This is a genomic window from Methyloceanibacter sp. (assembly GCF_050728395.1).
Lineage (GTDB): Bacteria > Pseudomonadota > Alphaproteobacteria > Rhizobiales > Methyloligellaceae > Methyloceanibacter.
In genome coordinates this window covers 1-16,120 of record NZ_JBOHJB010000070.1, presented here as the reverse complement: position 1 = coordinate 16,120, position 16,120 = coordinate 1, and the positions used below count along the sequence as shown (strand labels likewise).

The following is a 16,120-nucleotide window of genomic DNA, read 5'->3' as shown; positions in this document are numbered from 1 at the left end:
CAACATGACTCAAGCAACCAGCAGCCAAACGCGGCCGGGCGCCACGCTCTCCACCGAGGAGGGATTGTCGCCAAATTTGCAGGCCCATATCGGCCGCCATCTGCGGGCCGTCTTCGATGAGGTTGCGCGAGAGCCGATCCCCGATCGTTTGCTCCAGCTTCTGAAAGACCTCGAGCGAAGCGGAGACAAGTGATTTGCGACGCAGAGTGTCGGAGAGCCTGCGAGAGTCTCTCGTAGGCGAGATGACCAATCTTCGCGCGTTTGCCGTGTCGCTTTGCGGCGACCGTGAACGCGCCGACGACCTTGTGCAGGAGACCCTGTTCAAGGCGTGGAACCATCTCGACTCGTTCCGTGAAGGGACTAATCTCAAGGCATGGCTGTTCACCATCCTGCGCAACACCTATTTCTCGGAGCGGCGCAAACGCCGTCGCGAGGTCGAGGACGCCGACGGGAGCTACGCCGCCACCCTTGCCACCCATCCCGAGCAGCACGGCCATATGGAGATGCAGGATTTTCGCATCGCGCTCACCAAGCTTCCGGACGACCAACGCGAAGCCTTGATCCTGGTCGGAGCAGCGGGCTTCTCCTACGAGGAGGCCGCGGAGATTTCCGGCTGCGCCGTCGGCACGATCAAGAGCCGCGTCAACCGCGCGCGCAATCGTCTGGGCGAGATGCTCGGCATGGACGAAACCGTCGAGCCGGAGCCGGGGATCACCAAAAGCGCCTGACGCTCATGGGGCAGTTCCCGCCATGAAGGTCATCGACCTCGACCAGGCCAAGCTCGATCCGGCTTCGGTGTTCCGAGCGCCGAAGGACGTGCTTGCCGCGCCCGGGCTTTCGCCCGCGGACAAGAAGGCGATTCTGATCCGTTGGGAGGCTGACGCCGACGCGCTCTTGCGCGCCACCGAGGAAGGCATGCCTCCAGCCGACAACCGCAATCCCGGCGAACTGCTTCGCGCAGTGCACGAGGCGCTCGAGACGCTCGAGGCCGGCGTGTGACCTGCGCGTAGCCGGCCGTCAGCGGACCTTCGAGATGACAAAATCTGAGCGTCCCGATTGGGTGAAGGTGGGGAGCTGCTTGTCTTCCGTCAATTTGCGCACCGCGCCCAGCACGTAGGTTGACAGCTCCTGTGCTTCGATGAAGCGGTCGCGCGAGAGATCGGCGCCTCCCTTCAGCCCCTCGATCACCGCATAGGTGAACACGCCATGGCCGAGCGCCGGCCGCTCCTGCGCGAGCGTCTCGGCGTCGGTCGCGGCATAGACGGCGATGCTCGCGTCGGCCGCATCTTTCAGCAGGCGGGCATTGAAGGCGTTGCCGGAATGGCAAGTGTCGACGAGCATGATACGGCGGCCTTTGCTCGTCTCGATGGCTCCCTGTAGCGCCTCCCAATTGACCACACTGCTTTGATCCCATCTTCCGCCCTCGACCTTGGCGTCGGTCGGCAGGAAGAGATAGTCAGGCCCGTCATTGACCCCGTGGCCGGCGAGGAACAGCACGATGGTGTCGTCTGGCCCGGCATTGCGAAAGGTCTCCAACGCGGCCTTGATATTGGCCGCGGTCGGCGATTGGTCGCCGCCTTTGGCCAAGACCCGGCTACTGATCTCGGCATGAAGCGGACCGCCCTTGGCGACCAGCATTTCGTCGAAGGCGCGGGCGTCAGCGCCGGCAAATTCGAGGTTCTGCTTGAAGTTTGGATAGTCGTCGACGCCGATGGCGACCACATAGAGCCGTCCGCGCTTCTCCGGGGCGCCAGCTCCGGAGCGCAGGACCGTCACTTTCTCCGCGGTCTGGCCGATGGCGTTGTAGCCCTTGATCTCGATGTCGTTGGCGCCGCCCGACAGCGGCACGGAAAAGTGCCGCACGCGCGTGCGCTCGCCGGGCTTGACCGTTCCGCTCTCACGCGAGGCGACGCGGCGTCCATTGACGGTGATGTCGAAGCCCTCGATGGCATCGACCGCGGGCGGAACATCGAGGGCGAAGTCGACCGTGTCAGCCTGAGTTTGCGTTCCGGTGGCGGGCGACAGAAGCGAAAATTCCGGCGGCTTCCGCTGCAAGAGTTCGGCAAGGGCAAAGCCCGTGTCAGGTGCCTCCTTGACGGCGCGGGCGGCGCTGCCGAGCAGAATCGCGCGGGCGACGATATCGGGCCGATAGAAATGGCGTTTCAGCTGGGCGGCGCTGACGAAGCGGGCGAGCTTGCCGTCGCCCTCATTGACGTGCCAGCCGACATGCGCATCGCCCGACGGAGAGGCCGCGTAATAGCCTTGCGGTGTCCACAGCACCCATTCGCCATTCTTGCCGTAGAACAGCGACGCCACATTCTCATGCGTCGCCAGGTTCCACAGTCGCACGGTCTGATCGTCGCTGCCGGACAGAAGCCAGCGCCCGTCAGGGGAAACGGCAACGGCCCAGACGTCGCTGGTATGGCCGACGAATTCCCCAAGCGATCGCCCAGCGAGATCATAGGCAGTGAGAAAGCCGTGGCCTCCGCCGCTGATCACGGTCTTGCCGTCGGGCGTGAAGGTGAAGGCGTTATGGGCGTAGCCGGCGTTCTCGCCACGCTTGATGGTGGCGAGGGTGTTGCCGTCTTCCACCACATCGAGCAGGTCGAGATAGCCGAACTCGCCGCTCGCCCGGGTTTGCAGGCTCAAGCCGCCGAGCGTGGTCGCCGCCCGGTCGAAGCTTTCGCCTCCGCCGCGAAGCAGCTTTGGCTCGCCGAGAGGGCTGTCTTTTGCCGGCAGTTTCAGGCTGAAGACGAGGCTGCCGAGCTCGCCGCTTCCAGGACGCTCGACGCCCCAGGCGATGAAGCGGCCGTCAGGCGAAAAGCCGACCGACCAGATGGCGCGGCCGACGCCGAGGAGCGCTTGGGAGAGCTTGCCGCTTTCAGCATCCCACAGATGAATCTCGTTGTCGTTGCCGCCGGCGGTGGCGGCGAGGCCGTTTCCGGCAAGGGCCGTGGCCAGCACGATGTTGTCGTGACCGCCATAGCTCGCCACCTCACGTCCGGTCGCTGCGTCCCAGACATGGGACAGATACGGCGCGCGGCCGACGCCGGAGAGGAGATTCCTGCCATCGGGACTGAAGGCGAGGCTCATCACCTCCGTGCCCTGGTTGATCTCCTTCAGCACGCGCCCGTTGACCAGATCCCAGAACTTGATGGTGCCGTCGAGCGCGCCGGAGGCAACCTGGCCGTCCCTGAGCGAGACGGCAAGGGCGATCACCTTGTCAGTATGCCCGGTGAGGGTTGAGACCAGAGCCCCGTCGCTTGCATCCCAAAGCTTGAGCGTATCGTCGTCGCTCGCGGTGACCACGCCTGAGGCGTCGGCGGTGAAGCGCGCGGCATTCACGTCGCCCTTGTGGCCGGAGAGCCGGTGAAGCGCCTTGCGGCTTGCCACGTCCCAGATGATGGCGGTGTCGTCGGCGCTACCCGACACCAGGCGCTCGCCATCGGCTGAGAAGTCGAGCGAGAGCACGGCGTCGTCATGGCCCTGGAGGAGGCCGATCAGCGTGCTCTCGTTCAAGTCGTAGAGCCTGATCGGCTGCCCCTGCCCTGTCGCGCCGGTGCGGCCGCCGGCGGCGAGCAGACGCCCGTCACGAGAGAGCGCGAGCGCATAGATCTTGCCAGGATCGCCGTCGCCGATCTCGCCTCTGATGGTGCGCACGATGCGCCCCGAATCCACATCCCAGACGCGGATGGTCTTGTCGTCGCTCGCCGAGATCAGCTCGCGTCCATCCGGGGTGAAGAGGATACTGCGGATCAAGGCCATATGGCCCTTGGTATCGAGCTCCAAATAAGGTCCTTCGGCCGCGCTTGCCCCGGCGCCGAAAACCAGGAGCAGCAGCATGGCAAAGCAAGGCAGGCGCCAGCGCCAATAGCCGCCGTTGCCGCTCAAGGCCTGCACGGGCATGGATGCGAACCTCCGCTTCAAGCTCCAGGGCCAGCATGGCCGCTTCCGGCTTCGGGTCAACTCCCGGCGCTTGCTTGAGGCAAGGGATCGCTCGCGAGCGCTGAACGCAGAATGAATGGCGCCCTCAGGTCCGGTTCAGGCGCCCTCCCCTAAGAAAGCGTCCATCAATTTGAGCGAGATTGAAACCAAGACCTAAAGGAGGTCGGACCATGACATGCCTTCTGCGCAATGCTTTCCTCGCACTCGTCGCCTTTGCCGCGCTCGCCATCATCGTGATGATGGCAATGACGGCCGAAGCAGCCGAGGCAAAAGACCTGAAACCTGCAGCCGAAACCGCTGCGTCCGCCGACACCTCGCGCCAGATCGTGGTCGAGGAGGCGAAGGCCAAGCCGAGCGACACCGCGACCCCAGCCAAAGACGAGGCGGCCGCCGAGCCGGCTAAGACCGCCGAGGCCGCCGAGGCCGCGCCGGTTGCCGACGGGCCCGCCGAAAGCGCCACGCCAGCGCCTGCGCCAGCCCCGGTCGCCGAAGCTGTTCCAGCTCCCAAGCCGCAGATTGTGCAGCTGCCGACGCCGAAGGCCTATGTCACCTATGTCCACCGCTATAGCGGTTACGGCTATCAGGGCGGATACGATCACGGCGGCTACGATCACTGCGACTGATCGGTCCCGAACAGACTTGAACGCGTCATGGCCGGGCTCGTCCCGGCCATCCACGTCTCAGCCAGCCGGTTCCAATTCGCGCGCCGCTTTCGACTCGCGCGCAAGCCCCAGGGGCTCGGCGCGGATCAGCCCCCGCACGGAATTGCCGAGATAGATGCGGTCGGCGCGGGTCAGATCGGCAAGGGTCAGGATCGCCTCGCTCGCGGCGGCGCGCGGCAAATCGATCAGCTCCTCGCGCAAGGTGCCGGGCAACAGTCCGCAGGTCAGCGCCGGAGTGAACAGGCGCCCGTCGAGCTCGATGAAGAGAGTGGAGCGGGTACCCTCGGTCAGCTCGCCCTTCTTGTTGAGAAAGACCACCTCGTCGCACCCGGTCAACGCCTTCTGCCGCTCCATCTCGCGGTCGTAGAACTGGCGGCGCGTGGTCTTGTGGAAGAACAGCGGATCCTTGTCGTCCACGCGCTGATCGGAGATGGCGAACCGCCACACCGTGTCCTTGGAGGGAAGCTCGATCCTGGTCGAGGTGACGGTGATGGCGCCGTCCTCGGCGAGCAAGAGCCGCACCATATGCACGTTGCTGTCGAGATTCTCGACTTCGGCCGAGAGCGCGGCGAGCACCTTGCCGCGATCGAAGGGGTAGCCGAAATGCGTGGCGGAAGACTGGAGCCGCACCAGATGCCGCTCGAGCAGATGGAAGCCGATCCCCCGCTCCCAGCGGATGGTCTCGATCAGCTCGAACGGCGCATCGGCCTTGGTCAGGAACTGCGCCTTCAACAAACATTCCTCGAATTCGGCATCGACCTTTGAATCGGACACGACGCCTGAGCCGATTCCCATTTCGCCGGCGCCTGCGGCATCGATGAACAGCGTGCGGATGGCGACGTTGAACTGGCTGTCGCCGTTTGGCGCAATATGGCCGATGGCGCCGGTGTAGACGCCGCGCGGGGCGGCTTCGAGCTCGCGGATGATTTCCATGGCGCGGACCTTTGGCGCACCGGTCACCGAGCCGCAAGGGAATAGCGCCTTGAGCATATCCTTGAAACCCATATCGGCGCGGAGCTCGGCGGTGATGCCCGAAGTCATCTGATGCACGGTGCGATAGGTTTCCACGGTGAACAGGTCGGTGACCTCGACCGAGCCGATCTTGGCGATGCGGCCGAGATCGTTGCGCAGGAGATCCACGATCATCAGATTCTCGGCCCGCTGCTTCTCATCGACGGTCAGCCAGGTCTTGAGGCGGGCGTCCTCGCGCGGCGTGCGCCCACGCGGCGCGGTGCCCTTCATCGGGCGGCTCGTCACGTGCTTGCCTTCGCGGCGGAAGAACAGCTCGGGCGACAGCGAGAGCACGTGAAAATCGCCGGCGCCGATCAGCGCGCCATATTCGACCCGCTGCTTGCGCCGGAGCGCCGCGTAGAGCGCGACAGGCTCGCCCGCGAAGGCGAAGCGATATTCGAACGTGAGGTTGATCTGATAGACGTCGCCGGCGGCGATGTAGTCCTGCACCCGGGAGAAGGCGCTTGTGTACTCTTCGCGCGTCCAGGAAAGCTGCAGATCAGAGATGGTCGAGCGCTGATCCGCGCCATTGGCGTCGAGCCAATGCCTCGTCTCGGCATCGTTGAAGCGGCGCGGCTCGCCGAAAAGTCCGATCCAGAACAGCGGCTGTTGCCGGTCCCGAGGCAATAGGTCGTTCAGCTTCGGCTCGAGGCAATAGCCAAGCTCGTAAGCGAAGAAGCCTGCGGCGTGGAGGCCCCGCGCGAGTCCCTCGCCAATGGCGTCGAGTCCCTCTTCCACCTCGCTTGGCCGATAGGCGGCAACGACCCGCTCGGGCCTCTCGAACAGCAAAGTCCGCCCCGCAGCACCAGGCGCGGTCGCGCTCAGGCTGTCGTCAAGCAGAATGAAAGGGGCGGCGGTCATGTCACTTATGCCGATCGCTTCGGCTCATCAGCATACATCATTCTCTCTTGTCATTGCCCGGCACTCGGGTCTGGCTTTCCCAGCCCGAGCACAAGCTTGATGACCGGGCAATCCAGTAACCGACGGCATCGCGGAATAGGTGAGATCGGTGGTTACCAGATTCCCGCTTTCGCTGGAATGACACACGACCTTGGATGGCCCTCGAGCGAATCTCACCGAAACCATTACGCCAGGATCAGCATTTCGCCCTTGCCGAGCACGGCCATGTCGCCCATCAGCCGGCGCGCGCGATAACCGAGCTTGAAGCGGCCGTCGCTCGCCTTGATCTGCCGGTCGAGCAGGCGGAGCCAGTTGAAATCGAGAACCCCGCAATCGCCGAAGGTCGGCAGCAAGTCCTTCGGCTCCTTGTCGAGGATCAGCGTGCCGCGGCGCAAGCCATAACCGGCAAAGCGGCCGACGCGACCCTTCAGCAGAATGGTGCCGGCGATCATGCGGCCTCCGGCATAGTCGCCGGCGCCGCCACGGCCAACGATCAGCCCGCGGCGCATGCGCTCGCCAAGCAGTGCGCCGGCCTTGCCGCCGATCGAGAGCCTGCCGCCGCGCATGCCGTGGGCCTCGCCCACTGCCATGCCGCCTGCCTTCTCGCCGGCATCGCGGGCGATGTCGATCGTCCCGCCCCGCATGCTGGCGCCGGCCAATGCGCCTGCCGAGCCGCTGACCGCGATCCTGCCGCTGCGCATCTTGGAGCCGAGATAGGCTCCGGCATCGCCGTCGACGACGACCTCGCCCTCGGTGAGCCCCTCCCCGATCTTGTCGCACCGTGCATCGGTGTTGAGAAAGCGGAGCTTGGCGGCGTCGGTACCCTTGAGCTTGAACAGATCGCCAACGGTCACCGCCTCGCGCGCCGTGCCGATGGCGATCGAGGAGATGTCGGCGTGCGTCATGCCGGCGAGCCTCGCCGGCGTCAGCGGCGACAGGTCGAGCCGCTGGTTCGGCTCGCTGCGAAGCTCGAGCGTCAACGCACTCACGCGATGATCTCCTTGAGGTGAAAATGATGGGGCCCGAGATTGCCGCCGTAATTGCCGGCGCTGATGTGGGTGATACCTTCACTCGCGCCGCCTTTGCAGACGGCGTGGATGCCGGTGCGCATCGCCGCGGCGACGGCGGGGGCGCTCAAGCCGTCGATGACGATCTCCATCACTGCCTCGACGTTCAAGGGCAACGCCGTGTTCACCGCGGCCTTGAGCGTCGGGCAATAGGCGTCGTTGGTCGAAGCGATCTGGCCTTTGTATTTGGACCCGACCTTCGAGCCCGAGCGCACGATGCCGCCGGGGAACGGCGCGATCGCGTCGGGAACGCCGCCGATCGCCTTCACCGCGCGCTCGCAAGCGGTAAGCACGGCGCGATGCGAGCGGCCGAGGATGAGCAGATTGCCGCCGCCCACGGCCTTCTTGGTCAGGCCTGTGCTCTGCTCGCAGACGAACTCGCCGTCCATCACCGGGATGCGCCAGAAGCGCCGGCCGCCGATGACCTTCGACACCTGCCAGCCGTCGCCGAAGAAGCGAAGCGAAGAGCCGAGCTTCAGCTTCTTCTCGCCTTCGAGCCCGGCGAAGCAGGCGGAGCCCGGGCTCGTCAGCACGCATTGGCCGACGCGATTGCGCAGCTGAGTCTGGAGCTTGTTGACGTCCATGGTGAAGAGCAGCACGGAGACACCGGGGCGCCCGTCGAGGGTCTCATCGGCAGGTACCAACCGCTCGATGCCGGCCTCGGCGCCGCAGGCGATCACCGAGGTGGCAAAGCCGGTCATGGTCCGGGCGGAGATAAGCGCCCATTTCTGGGTCGGCGCGGTGATGATGACGCGCGTGCCGACCATGGGAAAGGCCTCGGCGAAGGTCTCGACGATTTCGACGCCTTTGATCTTCAGGTTTGCCATGGCACCCGCGCGTGGCCGAGCAGTTTGGCCGCGCGCCGGGGCGCGCTTGGCTCGTCGACCCTCCCCCCCTTTAAGTACACCGCCATTGGCCCGCACCATTAAACAGGTGCCATTGCCGGCGCAAGCGCGCGAATGATCGCCGGGCCTCCCGACGGTTCTCAGACCAGGGCCGCAGGAGCCTTACTTCTTCGGCTTGTCGTGCTTGATATAGGCAAAGCGCATGTCGTCGGCGGGCGTGCCTTCGAGCGGGCCGCCTTCGAGTGCCGGCTGCCAGTGGACGACGTCCTCGATCTTCTTGGCGAGGACAAAGTCCTTGTCGGTGATGCCCTTGGCGGCGTGGTTCATCAACCTGACCTCGACCCAGGCATAGGAGGCGGTGATGTCTGGATGGTGCCAGGCGACCTCGGCGAGGTGGCCGACGGCGTTGATCACCATCAGCGTGCCCTTCCAGCTATTGGTCTTGTATTTGCGCCTGATCCAGCCGCCTTCGAGATACCAATGGGGCAGCTCCTTCTTGAGCCGCTCCTCGACTTCGGCGTCGGTGTAAGTTCGCTCGGAAGTTGCCATCGGGGCGATCTTTTGAAACAGTGCGGTCCTGCCTGCACCGCCAAGCATATCCCAGAGGCTTCGAGCCAACAATGGAAGAGGCCTTGCGTCCCGCGTGCACAGGCGCCGACAGGATTGCGGCGCCATGCGACCTCGTTTCGGTAAGCACGAGCGCGCGCTTGCATTTTGGCTTTCTCGATCCAAGCGGACGGGGGGAGCGGCCGTTCGGCAGTTTCGGGCTCGCCATCGACCGGCCGCAAACCCAACTGAGCTTGCGACGCGGCAGCGAATTCGAGGTCAGCGGCGTGGACTGCGTGCGGGCCGAACCCTATCTCCGCTCGATCGCGGCGAGCTTCGGCCTCACCGGCTCCTATCATTTGCATCTCGACGAAGCGATCCCTGCGCATGCGGGGCTAGGGTCCGGCACGCAGCTCGCGCTTGCCATTGGGTCCGCCGTTGCGGTGCTCGAAGGCTTGCCGCTCGACTTGGACGCGATCGCCGCGCGGCTCGACCGGGGAAAGAGATCGGGCATCGGCATCGGCACCTTCGGGCAAGGAGGTGCCGTGCTCGACGGCGGTCCCGGTCCCGGCACGCTGCCGCCGGTGCTCGCCCGGGTCCCCTTCCCGCGCGACTGGCGCGTGCTGCTGATCTTCGATCCGGCGGAGATCGGCGTGCATGGAGCAGACGAGACCGGGGCTTTTTCCGCGCTGCCCGATTTCCCGGAAAGTGAGACCGCTGACCTGACAAGGCGTGTGCTGCTTGGGGCGTTGCCGGCGCTTGCCGAGGAAGACTTCAAAAGCTTCTGCGATCAGGTCGGCTATCTGCAAAGAAAGATGGGCGCCTATTTCGCACCGATACAGGGGGGCGCCTATGTCAGCGCCGGCGTCGCCGCTGTGCTCAAGGGCCTCGCGGTGGAGGGCGTCACCGGACTTGGCCAAAGCTCTTGGGGTCCGACCGGCTTTGCCTTCGCGCCGTCAGAGGCGGAGGGCCAAGAGCTGCTCGCCGCGGCGCGCGCAACAGCAGGCAGCGGCAAGCTCCGTCTTGAGCTTGCGCGGGGCCGCAACGAGCCGGCCGTCATCGAGACGCGCTGATGCCGGATTCTTGAGCCTGACCCCCATCGAGAGGCTTTGCCGCCACGTCCCTTGTGGTAAAGCGAACCCGCCCAACAGAATGGAGATCTCGCGAAATGGCGCATCCCAGCATCCTGCACATGATCACGCCGCTCAAGCATATGAGCCCGTTCGACGTGAACATGGCGCTCGACGCTGGCTACGACGCCGCCATTCCCTATACCTCGGTGACCGTCGAGGACGTGGCAGGGCTCGTGCAAGACGCGATCTTCTCGCGCGGGCCTGAGGGGGTGAAGCGGACTGCCATGTTCATCGGCGGCAAGCGCGCCATCGAGGCCCTCGACATGATGAAGCGGGCCAAGGCGGCGATGGTCCCGCCTTTCGAGATTTCCGTATTCGCCGATCCGGCGGGCTCATTCACCACCGCCGCGGCCATGGTGGCTTGCGCCGAAAAGGCGCTCAAGGACAAATTCTCGACCGAGCTCAAAGGCAAGCGCGTGGTGGTGTTCGGCGGCACCGGCGTGGTCGCATTCGCCTCCGCGGTCATTTCTGCCGTCGAGGGCGCCGAGGCGGTTCTGGTCGGCTACGATGGCCCTGAGCGCGTGCGCAAGCTCGCCGAGGAAGCCAACGCGCGCTTCGAGGTCAATCTCGGTTACGCCGACGGCTCGACCGAGGAGCAAAACACCGAGCTCGTTCGCGGCGCCGAACTGATCTTCTCGGCCGGCCCCGCCGGGAAGAGGCTGCTCACCACCGGTCAGCTCGCGCAGGCGAGCACCCTCCTCGTCGCCACCGACGTGAACGCGGTGCCGCCTGCCGGCGTCGAGGGCGTCGGGGTGAACGACAACGGCGTGCCCATCCCCGGCACCAAGGCGGTCGGCATCGGCGCACTCGCGGTCGGCAACATCAAATACAAGACCGAGGCCGGCCTGTTCGATCAGATGATGAAGTCGGACAAGCCGCTTTATCTCGATTTCCGCGACGCTTACGCCCTTGCCCAGAAGCTCGCCGGCTGAGGGCGCATCCCTGCTCGTGGCGGCGGTCTCGGGCCGCGCGCTCGCAGCCTCGGCGAGACGCGCGGGCTATGTGCCGCTGGTCGCCGATTTCTTCGCCGATGCCGACACGAGCCGGATCGCGCAAGCTTGCTGCAAGCTCGACGATTTGAAGCGTGGCTTCCGCTGGAAGGCTCTCGCTGCCGCGCTGGACGCGCTCGCTCTCGCCGCGCCGTCGCCGCCAATCGGCGTGGTCTATGGCGCAGGCTTCGAAGATCGCACCGCCCTGCTCGCGAAGATTGCCGAGCGCTGGCCCCTCATCGGCAATGGGCCAAGCGCGGTGGCACGGGTCAAAGCGCCGTGGATGTTCTTCGCGGAGCTTGCACGGCTTGGCATTCCGCATCCGAGAACCGTCATGGACCCTGCCGCGGCGGGGCGTGGATGGCTCGCCAAGCGCGAAGGCGGCGCCGGCGGCAGCCACATCGTGGCGGGCCATTTGGCGACCGGGACACGGCGAACCTCAAGACCCCGGGTCTATTTCCAGGAGCAGCGTGCCGGCGGCGCCGTCTCCGCCCTGTTCGTCGGCAATGGCAGCCAAGCCCGCGTGCTCGGCTTCAGCGAGCAATGGGCAATGCCCACCGACCACGCCAAGTGGCGCTATGGCGGCGCGGTGGCCCCGGCCACCCTGTCTGCGGCGCTCGAAAGCCGAATGACCGAAACGGTCGAGTGTGTGGCCGAGGCTTTTCAGCTGAAAGGGCTCGGCAGCGCCGACTTTCTGGTGAGCGAGGGCGAAGCACTGCTGCTTGAGGTCAATCCGCGTCCAGGCGCGACCCTCGATATTTTCGAGAGCGACACGCAACCGCTGCTTCGCCTCCATTTCGATGCGGTGCTGGAGCGCCTGCTCCCCGACGGCCCGCTCAGCCTCCCCGGGGCGCGCGCAGCAGCCATCGTCTACGCAACCGAACCCGTGACGATACCGCGGACGTTGGATTGGCCGGACTGGAGTGCCGATCAGCCGAGAGGCGGGGATTGCATCGACAAGAACGGCCCGATATGCACTGTGTCGGCGCGGTCTAGGACTAAAGTCGAAGCAAGACGCCTGGTTGAGGAACGGATTTCAACGATCTTGGCCGCCTGCGCCGGCCTCGAAGGAGGGACGTAGTGGACGTGATGAACGAGGAAACCCTGGAGGCACGGAGCGAAACCAAGTTGCCGAGCGTCAATCGGGAGGTCGCACCTCTCGTCGACGCCTTGATCCGCGACGCACAGGCTTTGCGGGTCAACGTGTCACAGGGACAGCTCGGGGAGACCCTCATCGATTGCGGCGTGCGCGCGGTCGGCGGGCTCGAAGCAGGCCGCCGCATGGGCGAAATCTGCCTCGGCGGCCTTGGACGGGTCTCGCTCCAAACTGTCGATCCCTCGTCTGCCTGGCCCTTCATGGTCACCGTGCATACCGATCAGCCGGTCCTTGCCTGCCTCGGCTCGCAATATGCGGGCTGGAGCCTTTCGGTCGAGGACAAAGGCAAGAAGTACCACGTGCTGGGATCGGGTCCCGCGCGCGCCCTCGGCTCGACCGAAAAGCTGTTCGAAGAGCTTGGCTATCGGGACAATGCCGACAGCGCCTGCCTCGTGCTCGAGGCCGACCGCGCTCCTCCGGCCGCGCTCGTGAAGCACATCGCCGAGGCCTGCAAGCTCTCGACCGACGCCCTCACCATCATCTACGCGCCGACGTCGAGCCTCGCCGGGACCGTGCAGATCGCCGCGCGCTGCCTAGAGGTCGCGCTGCACAAGTCGCACGAGCTGCATTTCCCCTTGCATCACATCGTCGACGGCATGGCGACGGCGCCATTGCCGCCGCCGGCCCCAGGCTTTGTCGCCGCCATGGGCCGCACCAACGACGCCATCATCTATGGCGGCCGCGTGCAGCTTTACGTCTCGGGTTCGGCGAAGGCGGCGAAGGCGCTCGCCGATCAACTGCCGAGCCTCAAGTCCAAGGACTACGGCAAGCCGTTCGCCGATATTTTCGCCGCGGTGAAGGGAGACTTCTACGCCATCGACCGCATGCTGTTCAGTCCGGCAAAGGTCACCGTGACGGCGCTCGAATCGGGCGAAAGCTTCGAGGCCGGCCATATCGACACGGCGATCCTGTCCCGGTCGTTCTCCTCCTGACGCCATGGCGGCCGAGATCGTCCTCTTCTGCGAGCGCAAGAAGTGGCACGGGCGCAGCATCTCGCGTGCCTTCCGGACACGGGGGATCAGGCCGCTGACCGTCTCGCTCGCTTCGTGTGGATTTTCGACGGAAACCAAGACCGGGCTCGCCATCCCCGGGCTCGGCGACCATCTGCCGAAGGGTGCGCTCGTGCTGTTCGTGCCGGGCGGAAGCTTCGAGCAGGTCACGACCTATCTCGGCGTGCTTCATGGTTTGCGCGAGCTTGGGGTCACGGTGTGGAACGATGCACGCGCCATCGAGCGCTGCGTGGATAAATCCACCACCACCTTCTTCCTGCAACGGGCCGGCATCCCCACACCCTGGACCTGGACCGGCACCAGTCTGGAGGCGGCGCTCGACATCGTTCGGAGCAAGCTCGCACAAGGCTGCAAGCTCGTGCAGAAGCCGCTGTTCGGCGCGCAAGGGGAAGGCTTGCGCCTGATCTCCGCGCTTCGCGATCTCGCTCTGCCGGAAGAGGTGAGCGGCGCCTATTATTTGCAGGAGTTCATCCCACCGGCCGACGGCCTGCATCGCGACTGGCGGATCTTCGTCTCCGCCGGCCGCGTCGTCGCCTCCATGATCCGCCATGGCGCCGGCTGGGTCACCAACATCAAGCAAGGCGCCCGCGCCGAGGCCGCGATCCCCTCGTTAGAGCTTGCCGATCTTGCCCTGCGCGCCGCTTCTTGCGTCGGCGCCGATTATGCGGGCGTCGACATCATCCAGGATCGCTCGGGCGCGCCTCTCGTGCTCGAGGTGAACTCGATGCCGGCGTGGCAGGGATTGCAGCGTGTCACGCGCACGCGCATCGCCGACTCCATCGTGGCGCCCTTCCTTGACGCCTGCCTCGGGCGCACCGAGCAAGCGAGCGCGCCACAAGGTCAAGAGGGCGCGTGAGGCGGCCGCTCACAGCCGAACAGGTTGGCCAAGCCTTTCATGACGCCTGCCTCGCCGAACTCGATGCGCTGAAGCCAGGCAATGTGCATCGCTTCGGCGACGACCCACGCATGAGCGTCGCCGATTTCGAGACCAGCGCCCGGGTCGCGGCAGCGCCTCTCGCGGCGGCCGGCGCCTCTGTCGGGGAACGCATACGCGCGAGCGTCGAGGCGACCATCGACGCTGTCGGTCGCAACACCAATCTCGGCATCGTTGTGCTCGGCGCGCCGCTTGCCGCCGCGGCACTTGAGTCCGCAAGCGGAGATTTGCGCGAGAGACTTGCCAAGGTTCTTGCCGGGCTGAGCGTGGCAGATGCGAGAGAGGTCTACGCGGCGATCCGTCATGCCAAGCCTGGCGGATTGGGTGAAGCGCCGGCGCATGATGTCGGCAAGGAGCCCGAGATCACCCTGCTCGAAGCCATGGAAGCGGCGGAAGGCCGTGACCGCATCGCCTGGAACTATACCCATGACTTTGCGGATGTTTTCGATCTCGGCCTACCGCGGCTGGAACAGGCGATGGCGCACTCTGACTCCCTGCCCTTGGCCACCACATCGGTCTATCTCGGCTTCCTCGCGGCCATTCCCGACACCCTCCTCACGCGAAAATTCGGGATGGCCCAAGCCCTTGAAGTGCAACAAGAAGCCAAGGCTGTGGCGGCGAGGCTCGGCAGCCACGCGGACGAGCAGGTCGGCAATCGCGAGCTCATGGCCTTCGATCGCTCGTTGAAGTCACGCGGCCTCAATCCCGGAACATCCGCCGATCTTACCGTCGCCACCTTGTTCGCAGCTTCACTGCAAGCCTCAGAAACAGGCTGCTAAAGTCCTTTTTGAGGCGAACAATCGACTTGCCGATCCTTGGAAGCCCGGACTATCTTCTCCCCGCTTAGCTCCGACCAGGAGTTGCGGACGGAGGCATGTTCATCCAGAGCACTTTCGTCGGCTTGCCGTCCACGGTCCCCGTAACGGCGCAAGCTGGTGTGACATAAGTTCAGCGAACTAGGGAGGGTTTGGTTTATGGCCAAGATTAGTGGTGTCGGTGTAGGTGAATCGCTCGTCGGTGACGGCAATGAAGTTGCTCACGTCGATTTGCTGATCGGTCCCCGCGGCAGCGCTGTGGAGACCGCTTTCTGCAATGCTTTGACCAATAACAAGGACGGCTTCACCACGCTTCTCGCGGTGATCGCGCCGAACCTGCTCACGAAACCCCCAACGATCCTTTACAACAAGGTGACGATCAAGGACGCGCGCCAGGCGGTGCAGATGTTCGGTCCGGCGCAGTACGCCGTGGCCAAGGCCGTTGCCGACTCAGTCGCCGAAGGTGTGATCCCCGCCAACGAAGCCGACGACGTCTACATCACCGTCGGCGTGTTCATCCACTGGGAAGCCAAGGACGACAAGAAGATCCAGGACTTCAACTATCGCGCCACCAAGGAAGCCATCGCCCGCGCCGTGAAGGGCGAGCCGAAATCTTCCGAGGTCACTGCCAAGAAGGACTCTGCGCATCATCCGTTTGCCGCCGGCTGAAAAGGAGAACCCCCAGGTCGGGACAAACCCGGCACTCAACCGGGCCTGATTCAGCGGTGGCTCAAGCAGCTGGGTTTCTGATCTAGTCTGATCGAGATCGCCGTCTTCCGTCGAAGGCGGCGATTTCTTTTTGGCTCACGGCGCCCCGATGCAGCGCCGTGGCAATCAGCGCCCCTCCGGCACCAGCCTCGGCGACGGCCTCAAGGTCGCCGATATCGCGCATGCCGCCTGACGCATAGACCGAGCGAGACCCGGCTTGCTCCACTACGCCCCGCAAGCGCTCGACGTCGGGACCGTTGCCGGTGCCGACGCGGTCAAGGCTCATGGCGATGATCCGCTCCGGCCAATGAGCGGGTTCGGCGAACAGCGTTGACGGCCCGCGTCGGCCCTCGGCGCCATAGTCGAGCGACAGCACGAGGCTCTCGCCGAAAGAGGCGC

17 protein-coding genes are annotated in these 16,120 nt (G+C 65.2%); 11 read left to right on the top strand and 6 right to left on the bottom strand.

Translation table 11 applies throughout. From position 1 onward, the window contains the following. The 3 genes from ACREC7_RS12365 to ACREC7_RS12355 form a co-directional block, all read left to right on the top strand. A partial coding sequence (locus tag ACREC7_RS12365; RefSeq protein ID WP_431555988.1) for a NepR family anti-sigma factor occupies positions 1 to 193 on the top strand: 193 nt, incomplete at its 5' end. Between the two features lie 25 nt (positions 194 to 218). Continuing rightward, the gene (locus tag ACREC7_RS12360; RefSeq protein WP_431555990.1) at positions 219 to 728 is read left to right on the top strand and encodes a sigma-70 family RNA polymerase sigma factor; all 510 of its coding nucleotides are present in this window, start codon (positions 219 to 221) and stop codon (positions 726 to 728) included. Positions 729 to 750: 22 nt separating this feature from the next. Further along, on the top strand, positions 751 to 999 hold the full coding sequence (locus ACREC7_RS12355) for a hypothetical protein (RefSeq protein ID WP_431555987.1): 249 nt from the start codon (positions 751 to 753) through the stop codon (positions 997 to 999). Positions 1,000 to 1,017: 18 nt separating this feature from the next. Here ACREC7_RS12355 and ACREC7_RS12350 read toward each other — a convergent pair whose 3' ends face one another. Then, on the bottom strand, positions 1,018 to 3,906 hold the full coding sequence (locus ACREC7_RS12350; RefSeq protein WP_431555986.1) for a caspase family protein: 2,889 nt from the start codon (positions 3,904 to 3,906) through the stop codon (positions 1,018 to 1,020). A gap of 209 nt (positions 3,907 to 4,115) precedes the next feature. Between ACREC7_RS12350 and ACREC7_RS12345 the strand changes: the two genes are divergently transcribed. Beyond that, complete coding sequence (locus ACREC7_RS12345; protein WP_431555985.1) at positions 4,116 to 4,568, top strand: hypothetical protein; 453 nt, start codon at positions 4,116 to 4,118, stop codon at positions 4,566 to 4,568. 57 nt (positions 4,569 to 4,625) lie between these two features. On the opposite strand, the gene ACREC7_RS12340 is transcribed toward ACREC7_RS12345, so the two are convergent. The 4 genes from ACREC7_RS12340 to ACREC7_RS12325 form a co-directional block, all read right to left on the bottom strand. Further along, positions 4,626 to 6,479 carry an aminodeoxychorismate synthase component I gene (locus ACREC7_RS12340; RefSeq protein ID WP_431555984.1) on the bottom strand — a complete coding sequence of 618 codons (1,854 nt, stop codon included), beginning with the start codon at positions 6,477 to 6,479 and terminating at the stop codon, positions 4,626 to 4,628. Positions 6,480 to 6,703: 224 nt separating this feature from the next. Then, positions 6,704 to 7,507 (bottom strand): formylmethanofuran dehydrogenase subunit C, encoded by an 804-nt coding sequence (locus ACREC7_RS12335; protein WP_431555983.1) that lies wholly within the window; start codon positions 7,505 to 7,507, stop codon positions 6,704 to 6,706. Beyond that, entirely contained in the window at positions 7,504 to 8,412 is a 909-nt protein-coding gene (fhcD, locus tag ACREC7_RS12330; protein ID WP_431555982.1) for a formylmethanofuran--tetrahydromethanopterin N-formyltransferase, read from the bottom strand. Before fhcD ends, ACREC7_RS12335 begins: the two co-directional genes overlap by 4 nt. A 180-nt stretch (positions 8,413 to 8,592) precedes the next feature. Then, positions 8,593 to 8,979: a 4a-hydroxytetrahydrobiopterin dehydratase gene (locus ACREC7_RS12325; RefSeq protein WP_431555981.1), complete on the bottom strand. Its 387-nt coding sequence runs from the start codon at positions 8,977 to 8,979 to the stop codon at positions 8,593 to 8,595. A 158-nt stretch (positions 8,980 to 9,137) separates the two neighbouring features. Between ACREC7_RS12325 and ACREC7_RS12320 the strand changes: the two genes are divergently transcribed. The 7 genes from ACREC7_RS12320 to fae all read left to right on the top strand — a co-directional run bounded on the left by ACREC7_RS12320 (position 9,138) and on the right by fae (position 15,682). Further along, positions 9,138 to 10,049, top strand: a complete 912-nt coding sequence (locus tag ACREC7_RS12320; RefSeq protein ID WP_431555980.1) for a GHMP kinase — start codon at positions 9,138 to 9,140, stop codon at positions 10,047 to 10,049. A gap of 95 nt (positions 10,050 to 10,144) precedes the next feature. Then, on the top strand, positions 10,145 to 11,041 hold the full coding sequence (locus ACREC7_RS12315; protein ID WP_431555979.1) for an NAD(P)-dependent methylenetetrahydromethanopterin dehydrogenase: 897 nt from the start codon (positions 10,145 to 10,147) through the stop codon (positions 11,039 to 11,041). Continuing rightward, positions 11,019 to 12,179, top strand: a complete 1,161-nt coding sequence (locus ACREC7_RS12310; RefSeq protein ID WP_431555978.1) for an ATP-grasp domain-containing protein — start codon at positions 11,019 to 11,021, stop codon at positions 12,177 to 12,179. Before ACREC7_RS12315 ends, ACREC7_RS12310 begins: the two co-directional genes overlap by 23 nt. 8 nt (positions 12,180 to 12,187) lie before the next feature. Further along, positions 12,188 to 13,186, top strand: coding sequence for a methenyltetrahydromethanopterin cyclohydrolase (mch, locus tag ACREC7_RS12305; protein WP_431555989.1), 999 nt, complete (start codon positions 12,188 to 12,190; stop codon positions 13,184 to 13,186). Positions 13,187 to 13,190: 4 nt separating this feature from the next. Further along, positions 13,191 to 14,120, top strand: coding sequence for an ATP-grasp domain-containing protein (locus tag ACREC7_RS12300; protein WP_431555977.1), 930 nt, complete (start codon positions 13,191 to 13,193; stop codon positions 14,118 to 14,120). Further along, positions 14,117 to 14,977: a triphosphoribosyl-dephospho-CoA synthase gene (locus ACREC7_RS12295; protein WP_431555976.1), complete on the top strand. Its 861-nt coding sequence runs from the start codon at positions 14,117 to 14,119 to the stop codon at positions 14,975 to 14,977. The genes ACREC7_RS12300 and ACREC7_RS12295 overlap by 4 nt, the downstream gene beginning before the upstream one ends. Before the next feature lie 195 nt (positions 14,978 to 15,172). Beyond that, positions 15,173 to 15,682 carry a formaldehyde-activating enzyme gene (gene fae, locus ACREC7_RS12290; RefSeq protein WP_431555975.1) on the top strand — a complete coding sequence of 170 codons (510 nt, stop codon included), beginning with the start codon at positions 15,173 to 15,175 and terminating at the stop codon, positions 15,680 to 15,682. 82 nt (positions 15,683 to 15,764) lie between these two features. Here fae and ACREC7_RS12285 read toward each other — a convergent pair. Then, positions 15,765 to 16,120 (bottom strand): HisA/HisF-related TIM barrel protein (locus ACREC7_RS12285; RefSeq protein WP_431555974.1); only part of this gene is annotated, 356 nt, incomplete at its 5' end.